At 60.6% G+C, this 16,697-nt stretch carries 14 protein-coding genes, 1 tRNA gene and 1 pseudogene; 8 read left to right on the top strand and 8 right to left on the bottom strand.

The genetic code is table 11. From position 1 onward, the window contains the following. The first annotated feature begins 401 nt into the window (after positions 1–401). Positions 402–478, top strand: a tRNA-Arg gene (locus J7G73_RS05230). Positions 479–654: 176 nt separating this feature from the next. Here J7G73_RS05230 and J7G73_RS05225 read toward each other — a convergent pair. The 3 genes from J7G73_RS05225 to J7G73_RS05215 all read right to left on the bottom strand — a co-directional run bounded on the left by J7G73_RS05225 (position 655) and on the right by J7G73_RS05215 (position 2,764). After that, positions 655–1,260 carry an MBL fold metallo-hydrolase gene (locus J7G73_RS05225; RefSeq protein WP_291245497.1) on the bottom strand — a complete coding sequence of 202 codons (606 nt, stop codon included), beginning with the start codon at positions 1,258–1,260 and terminating at the stop codon, positions 655–657. An 18-nt stretch (positions 1,261–1,278) separates the two neighbouring features. Further along, positions 1,279–2,079, bottom strand: coding sequence for a hypothetical protein (locus tag J7G73_RS05220; RefSeq protein WP_291245496.1), 801 nt, complete (start codon positions 2,077–2,079; stop codon positions 1,279–1,281). 91 nt (positions 2,080–2,170) lie between these two features. Further along, the gene (locus tag J7G73_RS05215) at positions 2,171–2,764 is read right to left on the bottom strand and encodes a sugar O-acetyltransferase (protein WP_291245495.1); all 594 of its coding nucleotides are present in this window, start codon (positions 2,762–2,764) and stop codon (positions 2,171–2,173) included. 174 nt (positions 2,765–2,938) lie between these two features. Between J7G73_RS05215 and J7G73_RS05210 the strand changes: the two genes are divergently transcribed. The 7 genes and pseudogenes from J7G73_RS05210 to J7G73_RS05180 all read left to right on the top strand — a co-directional run bounded on the left by J7G73_RS05210 (position 2,939) and on the right by J7G73_RS05180 (position 8,292). Beyond that, complete coding sequence (locus J7G73_RS05210; protein WP_291245494.1) at positions 2,939–3,286, top strand: NusG domain II-containing protein; 348 nt, start codon at positions 2,939–2,941, stop codon at positions 3,284–3,286. A 134-nt stretch (positions 3,287–3,420) separates the two neighbouring features. After that, a pseudogene (locus tag J7G73_RS05205) lies at positions 3,421–3,807 on the top strand (Na/Pi symporter); the annotation flags it as partial. Between the two features lie 107 nt (positions 3,808–3,914). Further along, entirely contained in the window at positions 3,915–5,120 is a 1,206-nt protein-coding gene (locus tag J7G73_RS05200) for a Na/Pi symporter (RefSeq protein ID WP_291245493.1), read from the top strand. A gap of 200 nt (positions 5,121–5,320) precedes the next feature. Next, positions 5,321–5,533, top strand: a complete 213-nt coding sequence (locus J7G73_RS05195) for a FeoA family protein (RefSeq protein WP_242956178.1) — start codon at positions 5,321–5,323, stop codon at positions 5,531–5,533. 81 nt (positions 5,534–5,614) lie between these two features. Next, entirely contained in the window at positions 5,615–5,845 is a 231-nt protein-coding gene (locus J7G73_RS05190; protein ID WP_087184926.1) for a ferrous iron transport protein A, read from the top strand. 91 nt (positions 5,846–5,936) lie between these two features. Beyond that, entirely contained in the window at positions 5,937–7,925 is a 1,989-nt protein-coding gene (gene feoB / locus J7G73_RS05185; protein WP_291245492.1) for a ferrous iron transport protein B, read from the top strand. Between the two features lie 154 nt (positions 7,926–8,079). Next, entirely contained in the window at positions 8,080–8,292 is a 213-nt protein-coding gene (locus J7G73_RS05180) for a FeoB-associated Cys-rich membrane protein (RefSeq protein WP_291245491.1), read from the top strand. Between the two features lie 206 nt (positions 8,293–8,498). Here the strand turns inward: J7G73_RS05180 and J7G73_RS05175 are convergent, their stop codons facing one another. From J7G73_RS05175 to J7G73_RS05155, 5 genes are all read right to left on the bottom strand, one after another. Next, positions 8,499–9,416 carry a SufD family Fe-S cluster assembly protein gene (locus J7G73_RS05175; RefSeq protein WP_087295485.1) on the bottom strand — a complete coding sequence of 306 codons (918 nt, stop codon included), beginning with the start codon at positions 9,414–9,416 and terminating at the stop codon, positions 8,499–8,501. Then, positions 9,413–10,141: an ABC transporter ATP-binding protein gene (locus J7G73_RS05170; RefSeq protein ID WP_291245490.1), complete on the bottom strand. Its 729-nt coding sequence runs from the start codon at positions 10,139–10,141 to the stop codon at positions 9,413–9,415. The genes J7G73_RS05175 and J7G73_RS05170 overlap by 4 nt, the downstream gene beginning before the upstream one ends. A 63-nt stretch (positions 10,142–10,204) precedes the next feature. Beyond that, on the bottom strand, positions 10,205–11,269 hold the full coding sequence (locus tag J7G73_RS05165) for a zinc dependent phospholipase C family protein (protein ID WP_158097561.1): 1,065 nt from the start codon (positions 11,267–11,269) through the stop codon (positions 10,205–10,207). Between the two features lie 339 nt (positions 11,270–11,608). Continuing rightward, positions 11,609–15,082 carry a transcription-repair coupling factor gene (mfd, locus tag J7G73_RS05160; protein ID WP_291245489.1) on the bottom strand — a complete coding sequence of 1,158 codons (3,474 nt, stop codon included), beginning with the start codon at positions 15,080–15,082 and terminating at the stop codon, positions 11,609–11,611. Between the two features lie 178 nt (positions 15,083–15,260). Next, complete coding sequence (locus tag J7G73_RS05155; RefSeq protein ID WP_087295494.1) at positions 15,261–16,622, bottom strand: MFS transporter; 1,362 nt, start codon at positions 16,620–16,622, stop codon at positions 15,261–15,263. Positions 16,623–16,697: the final 75 nt, after the last annotated feature.

Below are 16,697 nucleotides of genomic sequence, written 5' to 3'. Positions count from 1 at the left end.
CGATAAGGTTCCGTTCAAGCTTCGATATTGTTCAATTTTCAAGGTCCTGTGCCGCTCTCCCTCGCGGGACAGCTTGTTTATTATATCTCATCAAGTTCTTGTTGTCAAGCACTTTTTTGAAATATTTTATTAGCTTTTCAGCGGCTTGCTGTCTCTCGCGACAGCTTGATTATAATACCACACCGCCGACCACATGTCAACACCTTTTTCAATTTTCTTTCTGTTTTTTCGTATAGGCTCATTTCTTCTGCATATAATTGTATTATAATATATAGCGCCTTTTTCGACTTACTTTATGATTCCTCCTTTATCTTATACAGAAAAGTTTTTCATCTTTTTTGGCAAAAAGCCTTTTCAAAGCCTTGAAAATATGATAATATAATTTCTGCACCAATTGATGTGCGCTCGTGGCGCAGCTGGATAGCGCGTTAGACTCCGACTCTAAAGGCCGTGGGTTCGAATCCCGCCGGGCGCACCAAAAACCCCGAATGCGATCGCATTCGGGGTTTTTACTTGTTCACTATTCACTCTTCACTTTTCACTCACTTCCACTGCCTGCCCGGGCTTTTGGAAAGGGAATCGTGCGGAAACATCCATTCAATGTTCCAAAGGCTGCTGCATTTCTGTCTGAAATGCAGCAGCCTTTTTCTTTTTCTAATCCCGTTCTGCCGGTAAATAAGTCTGCCCCGGCACGCGCTTTGCATACAGCGCCTCCAGCCGCGCAAGTACCTCATCCCGCTTGTGCGCAAAGGGTCTGTTGTGGCTGACCAGAAACCATTCCGCCCGCAGCCCCTTCAGCACCTGCAGCTGCTGCGCCAGCAAGCTCACATTGTATACCGCCTGCCCTGCCTTAACCGCCGGATAGAGCGCATCTCCCAGAAAGGCGTAGCCGGCATACTCCATACCGATACAGCCTTTGGCATGGACGGAAGGCAGCGGGAACAGGTGCACTCCCTCCGGCAAAAACAGCTCCCGGGAAACCACGATCCCATCGCCGGCCTTTTTGCAGGTGAATGCCCCTCCATAAAAGGCTTCGTATTCCACCTGCTCCAGATTCCCCATATGGTCCGGATGAAAGTGGGACAGCACCACCGTTTTCTTTCCCGGCAGTGCATTCACTTCGGCAGCCGCCGCAGGCGCGGCGCCCACATCATAGATCCAGAGCATTCCATCCGTCCGCACCAGGCCCACGTCCGCCGAGAGTGGTGCTTCTGTGGCGGGAAGATGCGCGACCTGCGCGCTCAGCCATTCCCATTCCATACGGATTCCCTCTTTTCCTTATTTTATCTGTGTTTCCAGGCGCTCATAGGAGACCCGCTCCTGCAAGAACACTCGCAGCTGTTCCATTGAGCCTTCCCGCAGGTCCTTTTTCTGCAGCACAACCGCCCGCTGCCCGCACACCGGCACCAGCAGCGCCTCGGTTTCGGTTACAAAGAAAAACTCCGGATACTCAAAGCACTGTGCCCCCACATCCGTACCATCGCTCAGCACCATTCCTTCTTCGGTAAACTCCACCTGCGCACTTTCCAGATTGGTCACTGTTCCGCGCTGGCGCACCAGCTCCCGGGCCTGTCGGTCAAAGCAGGATTCCTTCCAGCGCAGCCGCTTTCCGGCCAATGCCCAAACGCCAGCCGCCAGGCAGAGGATGCCCGGCACCAGCAGTGCTTTCAGTTCCTCAAAGGCCAGCAGCGCACCCAGGCACAAAAAGGCACCCATGGCCAGGTTCAAGCCCGCCATCAGTCTTCTCTTTGTGCTCTTCATGGCCGCGCAGCTCATCAGAAAGCCCACAGCGCTCAGCACCAGCGGACCGGTCAGTGCCCTGGGCTCCATCACCGAGGGAACCAGCAAAAACATGCTTACGGCCCACAGCACAGCCCCCAGCACACCTTCTCTTTTTCGGCGTTTTTTCAGCACCTCCGGGTCCGCTTTCGGCACCCGGTTCAACCAGTCACTGAGCCTCCATAAAACCGGCAGCCGCTTTCTGGATGCCAGCTGAGTGCATCGCTCCAGTACCTGACTCAGTTGCGGAGTCAGTGCATCATCGATCAGGGTAACGCCGAATAAAAATCCAGATTCCATGGCCGTTCCTCCTCTGGGCAAACCCTTGTTTTGTCCAGTATAGCATGGCACTCTTTGGATTTCGTGAATGCTTTTTAAATTTTCCTTATGGTCAAAACGCGATCTGTGCCGGGGCGATCCGGTCCTCCTCAGTGAGCGGACGGAGCACCCGGCAGGGCACGCCCGCAGCCACCACACCCGCCGGGATATCCCGGGTGACCACGCTGCCCGCACCGATCACCGAGCCCTTGCCGATGGTCACTCCTCCGCACACCACCGCGTTGGCCCCGATCCACACATTCTCCTCCAGTGTAATGGGTTTGGAGGTGCTGATCCCCTGCGCCCGCTGCTCCGGGTCCAGCGCATGACCGGCACATGCCAGACACACCCCGGGTGCAATGAATGCCCCCGCCCCAATGTGCACCGGCGAGGTATCCAAAATCACGCAGTTGTAGTTGATCACGGCCAGGCCGTGGGTGTGGATATTAAAGCCGTAATCACACCGGAAGGACGGCTCAATAAAGGTGAGCGGATGACAGGTCCCCAGCAGCCGCCGCAAAAGCTCTGCCCGCACCTGCGGGTCCGGCGGAGTCTGGTTGTATTCCCAGCACAACTTCTGCGCTTTCTGCTTCAGCTCTCCCGGAATCGCCCGATTCTGACCTGCATAGCCTTGTTCACTTTTCAGATACTCCTCGATCCTGTTCATTTATTTTTCCCTTTCTTTTTGGCCTTTCGTGTATTCTCTATCATATCACCGGAACAAGCTTTCGCCAAATCCCGCAGTTCGGTCTTTTCGGCCGGGGCGTTTTTTGTTATACTAAATGTGTCTGCCCATCCGGGGCAGGCAATTTCCAAGACCGACGAGAGGAGCTTTACTCCCATGCGTTCCAAAAAAATCTGGATCAATGTGATTTTCGCGGTGGTGCTGCTGGCCATCGCCGGGGTGCTGTTCTGGATGAACAGCGGCCGCGGAGCGGGCGGTGTGGCAGAACTCACCTATGGGGATGACAACACCGTAATGGAAATCCCTCTGAACAAGGATGCTCAATACGACATCGACACCGGCTACTACACCATCCACCTGAAGGTGGAGGATGGCCGCATCGCTTTTGTGGACTCCCTCTGCCCGGACCACAAGTGCGAGGGCTTCGGCTGGCTGAGCCGGGAGGATGACTGGGCCGCCTGTCTGCCCGCCCGGGCTACCCTGATCGTACTCATCGAAAACTGAGCAGTATCCAATCCCCTTTGCCTCCGGCGAAGGGGATATTTTTTGCCCAAGATGTGATTTTCTACCCTAATTGTGTAAAATCCGGGTAGAATATTTCGCTTTTTTCCGGCCCGAACCGACAAAAAAATGGTATAATGGGCAATGGTATACACACATCACAAATATTCAGGAGTCTGTGTTCTATGACCATTTTCAATGTGATCAATCTGGCCGGCGGCATCGCGCTGTTTCTGTACGGCATGTCCATCATGGGCGCCGGCCTGGAAAAACTGGCCGGCGGCAAGCTGGAAGGCGTTCTGCAGCGGCTCACCCGCTCGGTCCCCCGGGCAGTGCTGCTGGGCGCGGTGATCACCGGCCTGATTCAATCCTCGGCCGGTACCACCGTCATCTGCGTGGGCCTGGTGAACTCCGGCATCTTCACCCTGCCCCAGGCCATCGGCGTAATCATGGGTGCCAACATCGGCACCACCGTCACCGGCCAGCTGATCCGTCTTTCGGACATTTCCGGCGGCGGCTGGCTGCTCACCATGCTCAAGCCCAGCACCTTCAGCCCGCTGGTGGCCTTCGCGGGCGCGATTCTCCCTTCTTCGTACAGCTGTTCTCCAGCCTGCAGAACCCCATTCTGGGCGTGCTGGCCGGTGCACTGGTCACGGTGGCCATTCAGTCCTCCTCGGCCAGCGTTGGCATCCTGCAGGCACTGTCCACCACCGGCGCCATCACCTGGGGCAGCGCTATCCCCATCATTCTGGGCCAGAACATCGGCACCTGCTCCACCCCGCTGATTGCTTCCATCGGCGCCTCCACCGGCGCCAAGCGCAGTGCCATCGTGCACCTTTACTTCAACGTGATCGGCACCACCGTTTTTCTGGTAGGCGTCTACGGTCTGAAGGCCGTGGGCCTGTTCCCCTTCTGGGATCAGGTGATGAACAAGGGCGACATCGCCAATTTCCACACCCTGTTCAACGTGCTGGTCACCCTGATGTTCATGCCCTTCACCCGGGCGCTGGCCTGGCTGGCAGAAAAGACAATTCCCGAGCGGGCTGAGGATGCCCAGGATCTGTCGCTGCCGGTGCTGGACGAGCGCCTGTTCACCAGCCCCGCCGTTGCCCTGCAGCAAGCCCGGGCCGCGGTGGAGAAGATGGGCAGCCGCGCCTCTACCAATTTCTGCAAAGCCTTCGGCCAGCTGGAACACTACAACGATGAGGTAACTCAGAACATCCAGACCCGCGAGGATCTGCTGGATAAGATGGAGGTTTCCATCTCCGACTATCTGGTGAAGATCGGCGACCGGGAGCTGACCGAAAACGAAAACCGCCAGATCACCGAGCTGCTCAAGCTGATCGGTGAATACGAGCGGATCGGCGATTATTCCATCAACATTCTGGAATGCGCCCAGCGGGTGCAGGACCGGGAGCTGCACTTCTCCTCCGCTGCCAGGCAGGAGCTGGAGCTGCTGTACCGGGCAGTGAAAGAGATCCTGCAGCTGACTGCCGGGGCCTTTTCCGGCGCGGACCTGGCCAAGGCCCAGCAGGTAGAGCCGCTGGAGGAAACCGTGGACCAGATCTGCTTTGCCATGCGGGAACGTCATATCCTGCGGCTGAAAGCCGGCCGGTGCGAGCTGGAGGCCGGCATCGTGTTCCTGGACATCATCACCAACGCGGAACGCGTATCCGATCACTGCTCCAACATCGCCGGCCGTCTGGTGGGCAATGAGCTGGATGTGGATGCCCACGCCCGCAAGCAGGCCCTGCATGCCGGAGTCAACCCGGAATACAACCAGCTGCTGGAGGAATACCGGCAGAAATATCTGGAGCTTCTGCCCCAGATGGCCTGATTTCTCCTTGCGTTTTGAACCTATCCTTCGCCCCATGCCGCATGCATGGGGCTTTTTGTTTGCCCGGGCAAAAAATTTTGCGTCAATCTCTTGACAAACCTGTTAGGCAGTGCTAACCTTGTATTGCAGTTAGCAGAGTCTAACTCCGAGAGAGCTTCTGCACCCGCAGCGGGTGCAATCCATAAAGGAAAGGATGCGTTATGATGCCCATCTCTATGGCAACGGCCGGTCAGTCCTATGTGGTCCGGCGGCTCAGCGGCAATTCCGAGGTACGCGCCCATCTGCGGGCGCTGGGTTTCCACGAGGGAGTCAGCGTTACGCTGATCAACCAGCTCCAGGGGGATGTGATCGTCCATGTGAAGGACGCCCGCATCGCCATCAACCAGGAACAGGCCCTGCATATCTATGTGTAAACGGCGGCGGGCTCTGCCTGCCGACTGTTCACGATACGCCGGCTGCCTTGGCGGCCGGAGCTTTGAGGAGGAGAATTGAGCATGACCTTACAGGATGCAAAAGTCGGCACCCGGGTGACCGTGCGCCGCATCAACGGCGAGGGCGCCTACAAGCGCCGCATCATGGACATGGGCATCACCAAGGGCAGCGAGATCCACATTCGCAAGGTGGCCCCTCTGGGCGACCCGGTGGAGATCACCGTGCGGGGCTACGAGCTTTCGCTGCGCAAGGCGGACGCTGCCTGCGTGGATGTTGACCCGGTGACCGCATAACGCGGCGCGGTCATTTTTTTCGCCCAATGGTTAGTTTGAACTAATTTAGGTTTGCTCAAGCGAACCGCAACTGGAGGAGGAAATCACAGCTATGGCAATCACCATTGCACTGGCCGGCAACCCGAACTGCGGCAAAACCACCATGTTCAACGCGTTGACCGGCGCCAACCAATACGTGGGCAACTGGCCCGGCGTTACCGTGGAGAAGAAGACCGGCAAGCTGAAGACCGGCAAAAAGGGCGAGATGGTCGATGTGACCGACTTGCCCGGCGTATACTCCCTTTCCCCCTATACTCTGGAAGAGGTGGTCACCCGGGATTACATTCTGAACGACCGCCCGGACGTGATCATCGATCTGGTGGATGCCACCAACATCGAGCGCAACCTTTACCTGACCGGCCAGCTGATTGAGACCGGCATCCCGGTGGTGGTGGCGCTGAACATGAGCGACCTGGTGAAGAAGAATGGCATCCACATTGATGTGGCCGATCTTTCGCTGCGGCTGGGCTGCCCCATCGTGGAGACCAGCGCCCTGAAGGGCACCGGCCTGAAGGAGGTGGTGGCCGAGGCCGTAAAGCTGGCCAAGAGCCGCCAGGTCAAGCGCCCCGGAGCCATTTTTGAAAAGGCCATTGAGGAAAAGATCAGCGAAGTCTGCGCCAATCTGCCCGCCGGTGTACCGGATCAGGAGCAGCGCTGGTACGCCATCAAGCTGCTGGAGCAGGACGCCAAGGTGCTGGAGCAGCTGCATCTGGACGCGGACAATGCCTACAAGCCCCTGTCCGATGCCATTGCCAAGGAATATGACGACGATGTGGAGGCGGTGATCACCGACCAGCGCTACCGTCACATTCAGGGCCTGGTGCACGCCACCGTGAAGAAGCCCGCCGGGCAGATGAGCCTGTCCGACCGGATCGACCGGGTGGTGACCAACCGGGTGCTGGGCCTGCCCATCTTCCTGGTGATCATGTGGGCAGTGTACTTTGTTTCGGTGTCTACCGTGGGCACCTGGGTCACCGACTGGACCAACGACACCTTTGTGGGCGGCATTCAGGGCATGGTGGGTGACCTGCTGACCAATGCAGGCGTGAGCGATGTGCTCATCAGCCTGGTGGTGGACGGCATCATCGGCGGCGTGGGCGCGGTTCTGGGCTTCGCGCCCCAGATGGCCATTCTGTTCCTCTTCCTCTCTATTCTGGAGGACTGCGGCTATATGGTGCGCATTGCCTTCGTGATGGACCGGATCTTCCGCCACTTCGGCCTTTCCGGCAAAAGCTTCATTCCCCTGATGATCTCCTCCGGCTGCGGCGTGCCCGGCATCATGGCCTCCAAGACCATCGAGCAGGACAACGACCGCCGCCTGACCATTATGACCACCACCTTCGTGCCCTGCGGCGCGAAGCTACCGGTCATCGCTCTGCTCAGCGCGGTGATGGCGGGCCAGGCCACCGGCAACAAGCTGCTGGCGGCAAACCTGGGCCCTGTGATGTACGTGATCGGCATCGGCGCGGTGCTGGTGTCGGCCATCATGCTCAAAAAGACCAAGCCCTTCTCCGGCAAGCCCGCCCCCTTCGTGATGGAGCTGCCCGCCTACCACATGCCCAGCGCAAAGACCGTGCTGATGCAGCAGCCCGTGGCTTCCTCCATCTCCGGCTTCACCGCCAAGGAGGCCATCGTTACCACCATGGGCGTGCTGGCCAACGTATCCGAGGATCTGGTGGAGGATACCGGCGCGGTTGCCGCCGCCGTGGGCACCTGGTTCCCCTGCGCAGCCGCCGGCTTCTCCTTCCTGGTCTTCAACCTGCTGAACAGCCCCTGCCTGGCGGCGATCGCCACCATGGCCAAGGAGATGCAGGACCGCAAATGGTTCTGGTTCGCCATCCTGTATCAGAACATCTTCGCCTATGCGGTGGCGCTCATCGTCTACCAGCTGGGCGGTCTGGCCGCCGGTCAGGTGGCCGTGAACCCCTGGACCTTTATCGCCCTGGCGGTGCTGGCGGTCATTCTGTTCCTGCTGTTCCGTCCGGACCCCTACAAGGCAAACCGGGTCTACGCCCGGCGTTCGGTGGAGGCTGCCGCGTAAGCCATGGGTGAACCGTCTGTTTCCATGTTCTATGTGCTGGCCGCGTTTCTGGCGCTTTATTTTGCGGCCATGGGCCTGTTCCGCCTGGCGGACTGGCTGAAAAAACACTTCAAAAAATGAGCCGCATGCGCCGCGGCGGAAAGAAGGTGCTTTTATGAATCCTGCCGATTGGATCGTGCTTGCCATCGTTGCGGTGCTGCTGGTGCTGGCCATTGTTGCCACCAAAAAGCATTTTGGCGGCAAGGGCGGCTGCTGCGGCTGCTCCGGCGGCTGTGCCGGGTGTTCCGGCAGCTGCCGCCACGCGGGCGGACATTGCAGCCACCCCGCACCGGACCGGAACACCCCCGATTCGGGGCATGCCGGATAACCGCTGCCGCCAGTTTTCAGACGAAGCATTTCCCCAAGATTTCTTCCAATCTTCTTTTTCAAACGGCAGAACCGCCCGGGAAGTTTTTCCCGGGCGGTTCTGTATGTTCCCGGCTTAGTTTTCCACGGAAGCAGGCATTCTCTGTGGAAAACCCAGGGCACAAAAAAATACGCCGGGATCTCTCCCGGCGTATTTTAAAAAGCAGATTATTTCAGGAAGCCCTGGATGATCTTCTCCTCGGCTTCCTCGCTGGTCAGGCCCAGGGTGCGCAGCTTGAGCAGCTGCTCACCGGCGATCTTGCCGATGGCAGCCTCGTGGATCAGCTGAGCGTCCACATGGTTTGCCTCCAGACCGGGCTGGGCCAGCACCTTGCCGTTCTCGGCCAGAATGGCATCGCACTCGGAATGGCCGGTGCAGGGAGCGTTGCCCTTAATGGTGGAGTAGAACTCCTGGCGGGAGTTGCCCCGGGCCACGCTGCGGCTCACCAGGTCGCAGGCGCTGCCCTCACCCTCCATGCGCACCACAAAATCGGTGCGGGCGTACTCGTCGCCGTCGGTCATGATGCGCTCACGCACCACCAGACGGGCGTCCTTCTGCAGCACCGCGCGGGTCTTGCGGGTGGTGCTGGTCACGCCGCCCAGCTGCACGGTGTCCATCTCCAGGCTGGCGCCCTCGGCCAGCTCGATGTCGGTCACCGGATCGATGCGCTTTTCGCCGGTGCCGCTGCCGGTGGCGATGTGCTTTTCCAGATACAGCACCTTGGCGTTCTTCTCCAAAAAGAAACGGTGAATACCGTTGTGGCGGGCCTGCTCCTCACCCTCACTGTGCACGCCGCAGCCGGCCTGCACGGTCACATCGGCGCCCTCGCCGATGTAGAAGTCGTTGTAGACCAGATCGTCCACACCGGCGTGGGTCACACAGGCGGGGATGTACACGGTCTCGCCCTTTGTGCCGGGCTTGACCCGGATCACGATGCCGGGCGCACCCTCTTTGTTCTCAATGGAGATATTCTCGGTGGACTGGCGGCCAGCGCACTGGCTGTCCTCCCGGATGTTGAAAGCGCTCTTTCCGTCGATGGGGTTGGCGGAGATCAGGCGCAGCAGTTCGTCGGTGATCTGGTTCATACGATCGCACTCTCCTTTTCCAGCGGGCAGCGCACCGCGTGTTCATTGGCCAGCAGCTGGGGCAGGATCTCCTGCCGGGGGCCGTGCTGGCGCACCTTGCCGTCGGCGATCACAACGATCTCGTCGGCGATGGACAGGATACGCTCCTGATGGCTGATCACCAGCAGGGTGCCGGTGCTCTTGGCGCGCAGCTCCTCAAAGGTCTCCACCAGGCGGGCGAAGCTCCACAGGTCGATGCCGGCTTCCGGCTCGTCAAAGATGGACAGCTTAGCCTTGCGGGCCAGCACGCTGGCGATCTCGATGCGCTTGATCTCGCCGCCGGAGAGGCTGGCGTTCAACTCGCGGTCGATGTATTCGCTGGCGCAAAGGCCCACCTTGCCCATCAGCGCGCAGAGCGCGCCCTCGTTCAGCGGTTCACCCGCGGCCAGCTCCAGCATATCCCGCACGGTGAGCCCCTTGAAGCGCACCGGCTGCTGGAAGGCGTAGGCCAGGCCCTTCTTGGCCCGCTGGGTCACGTCCATATCGGTGATGTCCTCGCCGTCAAAAATGATGCGGCCGCCGCTCAGGGTCTCCACACCGGCGATCAGCTTGGCCAGGCTGGTCTTACCGCCGCCGTTGGGGCCGGTGACCACCACCAGCTTGCCCTCGCCCAGCTCCAGATCGATGTCCTTGATGATGCTCTCGCCGCCCGGAATGCTCCAGGCCAGATGCTCCAGTTTCAGCATAGCATTCTTCCTCACTTTATTTTCAAACCTCAGGCCCGCAGCGGGCCGGTATTTTACGATCCATTAACCTACACTATTATGGTCCAGTTCATCGAAAATGTCAATATCCTGCCATTTCGGTTCCCCGGCCTCTTCCGGCTCCTGCTCCTGCACCTCCGGCTGCTCCGGCAGTTCCGGCTGCGCCGGCTCCGGGGCCGGCTCCTCGGTCTCTTCCGGCTGCGGGGCGCTCACTTCGTCCTCCAGACCGGAAAGATAACTGCGGGACCCGATGACGCTCATCACCTTTTCCAGCCGAAGCTTGCTCTGCCAGTAGCCCTGGGCGGCCATCATATACGCCGCGCCGGTACGCTCGGCCTGCTCCAGCAGTGCGGCCAGATCGGCCTGCTGCTCCTCGCCGGTGAAGGGATGCTCCCAAACCTCCGGCAGCGGGGTCTCGTTCTTGCCGGTCCCCTTGAGATGGGCGGGAGTGATGTGGCCGGTGATGAAGCCCCGGCCGCCGAACAGCGGCTCCACCAGCCAGAACAACGCATATTTGATCCGCAGCGAACTCACGAAATGCCGGCGCAGCAGCCGTGTGTGGGCAAAGCTGTCCTTCACCGCACGGCGGCTCACGGTCAGCCCCAGCGCCGCCCGGATGCCCGCCTGCAACAGCTCAGCGGCACCCTCCAGGGCCTCCTCGCTCAGGGCGGGGGTGTTGTCGTTCACCGACACCGCGCTTTTTCCGGTATCCTTCTGATGAAGGAAGCTGTCCAGCGCGATCTCAAAATAGCCGTGGCCTCCCGGCATGCCATAGGCCGCGCCCGGCTTGGTGATCATCACCACATAGGGATGCAGGGCACAGTCCGCCGCATAGTGGCACAAGAAGCCCATCGCGTAGCTCTGCTGGGCCGGAGTCTTGGCGTTTTCCAGCAGCGCCTGCAGAAAAGCGCCGGTGTTTTCGCCATGCAGCCGGTCGCCGATCTTGGGCAGGTCCTCGCCCCGGCGTGCGCTCTTGCGCCAGACCCGGTAGCAGAACAGCATGTCCGGCCCGTTGGCACCGCAGTCGAAAGCCGCGCCGTCGGCGGGTTCGATGTTCGCCAGACGCGCCGCCGCCCGGGCGGTTCGGATGTGAGTATAGCCTTCCGGCATGGAATCCAATCTTCCTTTCGGCCCTCGGCCTTTTTGCGGCACGGGAGCGGTAAAATCACTGAAAAAAGGGTATGCGCAAAAACCACGCATACCCTTTTATATTACACGATATTGGCCAATTTCTCAAGGCAATACTGCACAATTCCAGGTGGTGGAGCACGCCAGAAAATTTTTTGTGATATGAACCAAAAAGCACAGCCAATCCTTGGTGGATTGGCGAGCATTTTTGGGAAATAGCACGAAAAATTTTGGCGTGATACGCTGCCTGAGCCGTTAGGCGTGAATTATGCGGTGTTGCCTTCATTCTTCTTGCCCGTTGTGCGGCGTTTGCATGTAATTTTATGCTTTTTCCGCAGTCGAAGCACTTTCCTGCACAGGTCCCAGGGCATTCAGCACCTGTTTCAGAATGTCCAGCGGCTTTTCGCCGGAGGCCACCCGCACCGCCAGATAGGGCTTGGCGCTGCTGTTCACGGTGATGCGCCCGGGCAGGGTCGCCACCGCCAGCTTGATGCGCTGGGCGTTCAGCGTATCGGAATAGAGGATCAGCGCATCCCGCTTCTGGCCGATCTCGTAGATGCCGGCCCGGGCGGCGCTCACACGCACCAGCGAGATATCCACCAGGCCCACCACGCTGGCGGGCACATCGCCGTACCGGTCGATCAGCTCGTCCAGCACGTCCTGGGCGTCCTCCTCGGTCTCGATGGCGGCGATCCGCTTGTAGGCCTCGATGCGGCCCGCCGCCTCGGCGATGTACCGCTCGGGGATGTAAGCGTCCACCGTAATGTCAATCAGGCATTCGCTCTTGTCCGGCTGCAGCTCCTCGCCCTTGGCCATGGCGATGGCGTTGTTCAGGATCTTCACATACAGGTCATAGCCCACCGCCTCCATGTGGCCGTGCTGGCTCTGGCCCAGCAAACTGCCTGCGCCCCGGATCTGCAGGTCCCGCATGGCGATGCGGAAGCCGGAGCCGAAGCTGGTGAACTCGCGAATGGCGGAAAGCCGCTTGGCGGCCACATCGGTGAGCACCCGGTCCCGCTGGAAGGTGAAGTAGGCGTAGGCCTTGCGGCCGGAGCGGCCCACCCGTCCCCGGATCTGATACAGCTGAGCCAGACCCATCTTGTCGGAATCCTCGATGATGAGGGTGTTGCAGTTTCGCACATCCACGCCGGTCTCGATCAGGGTGGTGCAGACCAGCACATCGATCTCGCCGTCCAGCAGCTGCTGCCACACCTTGGACAGCTGCTCCTCGGTCATCTTGCCGTGGGCGGTGGCAATGCGCGCCCCGGGTACCATCTGGCCCACCATTCCGGCGCAGGCATCGATGCTGTCCACCCGGTTGTGCAGGTAGTAGACCTGACCGCCCCGGGCCAGTTCCTTTTTGATGGCCTCGGCCACGATGGTCCGGTCGTATTCCATCACGTAGGTCTCGATGGGCTGGCGCTCCACCGGGGGCTCCTCGATGGTGCTCATGTCCCGGATGCCGCTCATGGCCATGTTCAGGGTGCGGGGGATGGGCGTGGCGGACAGGGTGAGCATATCCACCCCGATGAAGGCTTCCTTCAGCTTCTCCTTGTGCTTGACGCCGAAGCGCTGCTCTTCGTCGATGATCACCAGGCCTAAGTCCTTGAACTTCACATCGTCGCTCAGCAGCCGGTGGGTACCCACCACCACATCCACGGTGCCCTCCTTCAGGCCCCGCAGGGTGTTCTTCTGCTGGGTGGGAGTGCGGAACCGGCTGAGCAGCCCAGCCTTTACCGGGAAGGCCTCCATCCGGGCCAGCAGGCCGTTGTAGTGCTGCCAGGCCAGCAGGGTGGTGGGGGCCAGAATAGCACACTGCTTGCCGCCCATGATGCACTTGAAGGCCGCACGCAGGGCCACCTCGGTCTTGCCCACGCCCACGTCGCCGCAGAGCAGCCGGTCCATGGGCCAGGGCTTTTCCATATCCTTTTTGATCTCGGCGGCGGCGGTGAGCTGGTCGCCGGTCTCGTCGTATTCAAAGCGGGTCTCAAAGTCCCGCTGCCAGTCGCTGTCCTCCGGGAAGGCGAAGCCCTTGGCCTGCCGCCGCTTGGCGTACAGCTCGATCAGCTCCTGGGCCATCTCGGCGGCGGCGGTCTTCACCCGGCGGCGGGTCTTGGCCCATTCGGTGCCGCCTAACTTCGCCAGCTTCACCTTGTCGGAATCGCCGGGAGCGGTGTAGCGGCTGAGCAGGTCCAGCTGGGTGACCGGCACATACAGGGTATCACCTTTGTCGTAGCTGATCTTCAGGTAGTCCTTCACCACGCCCTGCACCTCCAGCCGCTGGATACCGGTGTACATGCCGATGCCGTGGTTCTGGTGCACCACATAGTCGCCGGGCTTGATGTCGGTCAGGCTGGAAAGCGCGTCCTTGTTCTTCTTTTTCGCGGGCTTTTTGCCGGTGTCGGCGCTGCCCGCCTTGCGGCTGGTGAAGAGGGCGTATTTGGCAAAGGGGAACTCCGCGCCGCCGGTCAGGTGGCCCGGCCGCACCGCGACCACACCCGGGCCGGGCAGTACATCCTTCGCGGCAGTGGCGGCAAAACCCTTGGCCGCCAGGTCCCTGGCAAGAGCTGCGGCGGCGCGGGAGGTACCCGCCAGCAGCTCCACCACATAGCCCTGCCTGGTCAGCGGCTCCAGATCCTCGGCCAGCGAGGCCACCTCGCCGCTGAAGGGCGGGTGGGCGTGGGCCGGGGCGTTCACGATGTCCTTGAGCTTTACCTCCGGCATGGTGCGGGCAAAGTTCTCGCAGCACAGGCTGGGCATGCTGTCCACCGCATGCATCAGGTCCGGCAGGTCCTGATACAGCACATCCAGCCCCGGGCAGAGCAGCCCCTCCTCAAACAGGCCCTTCATCTCCTCGGTGCGGCGGAACTGGGTGGCCTTGTGGGCCTCCCGGATGGCGCTGGGCTCCTCCAGCACCAGAATGGCGTTGTCGAAATAGTCCAGCAGGGTGGCGGGCTTGGGGTATCGGATGCCCAGGTACTTGTCCAGCGCCTCGGGCACAAGGCCCGCGTCCAGCTGGGCCAGATCCGCCTCCATGGCCTTTTCCATGGCGCCGGACCGGCGGCCCTTCTGGGCGGCGAGGGCGCTGCGCAACGCGGCGGCGGTCTCGGCCGCGTCGCCGAACAGCACCTCCCGGGCGGGCGAGATGTACACCTTCTCCAGCGCGTCGTCCCGGCGCTGGCTGAGAATGTCAAAGCTGTTCAGGGTGTCGATCTCATCGCCCCAGAACTCCGCACGGGCGGGAGCCTTGGAATCCGGCGGGAACACGTCCACGATGCCGCCCCGCACGCTAAACTGGCCGGGACCCTCCACCTGGCTGCGCCGGTGGTAGCCCGCCGCCAGCAGCCGGGCGGTCAATTCCTTCACCGGGATGGTCATCCCCGGCTTCAAGGTCAGGGTGTTGGCACAGAATTCCGCTTTCGGCACGGTGTATTGCAGCAGGGCTTCGGCGGGCACGCACACCGCCCGCAGGCGGCCGCCCACCAGATCGCCCAGCACCGCCAGGCGGCGGTACTCGTATTCTCTGCCCGCTCCCTCGATGGGCCGCAGAAGAAAATCTCGGGGCGGGAAGACCGCGGCGGGCATACCCAGCGCCTCCAGGTCCTGGGCAAACCGGGTGGCCTCCGCCTCGCCGGGAGTCACCACCAGCAGGCTGCGGCCGCCGTCTGCCGCCAACTCGCTCAGAATGCGGGCGTGGGCCACCGGGGGCATGCCGAACAACGCCGCCGCGCCGGGGGTCTGCAGCGCCGTTTGCAGGCGCTTGTATTCCGCTGTTTGTTTGAAGATCTCGAACATGGGGTGTCCTTTCTGTTTTGTGCCGTTTTCGTGGCAGCACCATTTGCCCCGGCCCGTCTGGGGGCCGGGGGTCCTGCGGGCCGCGCGCCCGCTTTTTTTCGATTCTATCTAGATTATAAAAGAAAACCGCCGCCGGGGCCAGTCGTTTTTTGCCCCGGGGCGGTTTTCTTTTTGTATTTTACTTTTTCTCGTTCAGGTAACGGGGCAGCACGAAGAAATACAACCCGCCGCCCACGAAGAAGATCAGCAGCAGGCTCAGAATGCCCCAGGGCGCGGCCGCGGTGTCCACCTGGGCCAGCACCTCGGCGCTGGCGGTGGCGCGGGTCAGGCCCATCTTGTTCAGGGCCACACCCGATGCGATGGCGCTGCTCCAGCCCACCAGGGCCGGGCCCATGATGGCACTGAACTTGCCGAAGATATCGTAGAAGCCGAAGAACTCACCGCTGCGCTTTTTGTCCGGGATCATCTTGCCGAACATGCTGCGGCTCAGCGCCTGGATGCCGCCCTGGCTGGTGGCCACCATGATGGCCATCACCCAGAACTGCCAGACCTCACGCAGGAAGAAGCCGAAGATGGTCACGCCCACATAGATGCAGATGCCCACGCCCACCATGGTGCGGGCGCCGAACTTCTCACTGGCCTTGATGTACAGCAGGCAGAAGGGCAGGCCCAGCACCTGCACCAGCAGCAGCGCCAGCAGCATGCTGGTGGAATCCAGGCCCAGGGTATCGCCGTAGCTGGTGGACATATGGATGATGGTATTCACGCCGTCGATGTAGAAGAAGTAGGCGATCAGATACACGAACATGGCCTTGTGATGGAAGATCTCCTTCACGGTGCTCCCCAGGCCCCGAAGCGCATGGCCCACAGCGCCCTTGGTCTTTTCGTTGTAGCTCTTCTGCTCCACATTTTTCAGCAGAGGGATGCTGAACACCAGCCACCACACGGCGGTCAGGCCGAAGGCAAAGGACAAACAGAACAGCATCTTATCGCTGCCCAGCACCAGGTTCAAAATCAGAAATGCCAGCAGCGGGATGGTGGAGCCGCCGATGTAGCCCATGCCGTAGCCCATGGTGGACACCTTGTCCATCCGGTCCTCGGTGGTTACATCGTTCAAAAAGCTGTCGTAATAAAGGTTCGCGCCCGCGAAACCGATGGTGGACAGGATGTACAGCGCCAGCACCGCCATACCCACCTTTTCCGCCATGCCCGGCTCCATGAAGTCCATCATGGGGGTGACGGCCATCAGCGCGCAGGACACAACGCCCACCAGCATAAAGCCCACAAACAGCTTTTTGCGCATGCCCTTGAAGTCACCGAACACGCCCAGCACCGGAGCCAGCAGCGCTACGATGGCCATGGCCGCACTGGTGGCGTAGCCCCAGGTGCTCATGCCGGAGGCAGAGTCCGCCATATAGCCCACGACCGTATTGTAGAAGATGGGCAGGATGGTGACCACGATCACCGAATGGGCGCTGTTGGCCCAGTCGTACATCATCCAGCTTTTTTCTTCCCTGGTATATCCTTTGAGCAGTTTCATTTTTCTCACCTTTCCACCGGGCCAAAATCGGCTCCGGCAACTGTTCAAACTTTTGAAGTAATCCATGTTCAGTGT

Origin of the sequence: Allofournierella sp., from assembly GCF_017889395.1 — a bacterium.
Classification (GTDB): Bacteria; Bacillota; Clostridia; order Oscillospirales; family Ruminococcaceae; genus Allofournierella.
The sequence above is the reverse complement of the archived record's forward strand: the minus strand, read 5'-3'. Positions and strand labels throughout refer to the sequence as shown.

Coding starts and splice junctions, on each gene's coding strand:
- J7G73_RS05180 (WP_291245491.1), top strand. CDS start 8,080: ATGAATCCTGCCGATTGGATCGTGCTTGCCATCGTTGCGGTGCTGCTG.
- J7G73_RS05225 (WP_291245497.1), bottom strand. CDS start 1,260: ATGGAATGGGAATGGCTGAGCGCGCAGGTCGCGCATCTTCCCGCCACA.
- J7G73_RS05170 (WP_291245490.1), bottom strand. CDS start 10,141: ATGCTGAAACTGGAGCATCTGGCCTGGAGCATTCCGGGCGGCGAGAGC.
- J7G73_RS05215 (WP_291245495.1), bottom strand. CDS start 2,764: ATGAACAGGATCGAGGAGTATCTGAAAAGTGAACAAGGCTATGCAGGT.
- J7G73_RS05190 (WP_087184926.1), top strand. CDS start 5,615: ATGACCTTACAGGATGCAAAAGTCGGCACCCGGGTGACCGTGCGCCGC.
- feoB (WP_291245492.1), top strand. CDS start 5,937: ATGGCAATCACCATTGCACTGGCCGGCAACCCGAACTGCGGCAAAACC.
- J7G73_RS05175 (WP_087295485.1), bottom strand. CDS start 9,416: ATGAACCAGATCACCGACGAACTGCTGCGCCTGATCTCCGCCAACCCC.
- J7G73_RS05165 (WP_158097561.1), bottom strand. CDS start 11,269: ATGCCGGAAGGCTATACTCACATCCGAACCGCCCGGGCGGCGGCGCGT.
- J7G73_RS05195 (WP_242956178.1), top strand. CDS start 5,321: ATGATGCCCATCTCTATGGCAACGGCCGGTCAGTCCTATGTGGTCCGG.
- mfd (WP_291245489.1), bottom strand. CDS start 15,082: ATGTTCGAGATCTTCAAACAAACAGCGGAATACAAGCGCCTGCAAACG.
- J7G73_RS05210 (WP_291245494.1), top strand. CDS start 2,939: ATGCGTTCCAAAAAAATCTGGATCAATGTGATTTTCGCGGTGGTGCTG.
- J7G73_RS05155 (WP_087295494.1), bottom strand. CDS start 16,622: ATGAAACTGCTCAAAGGATATACCAGGGAAGAAAAAAGCTGGATGATG.
- J7G73_RS05220 (WP_291245496.1), bottom strand. CDS start 2,079: ATGGAATCTGGATTTTTATTCGGCGTTACCCTGATCGATGATGCACTG.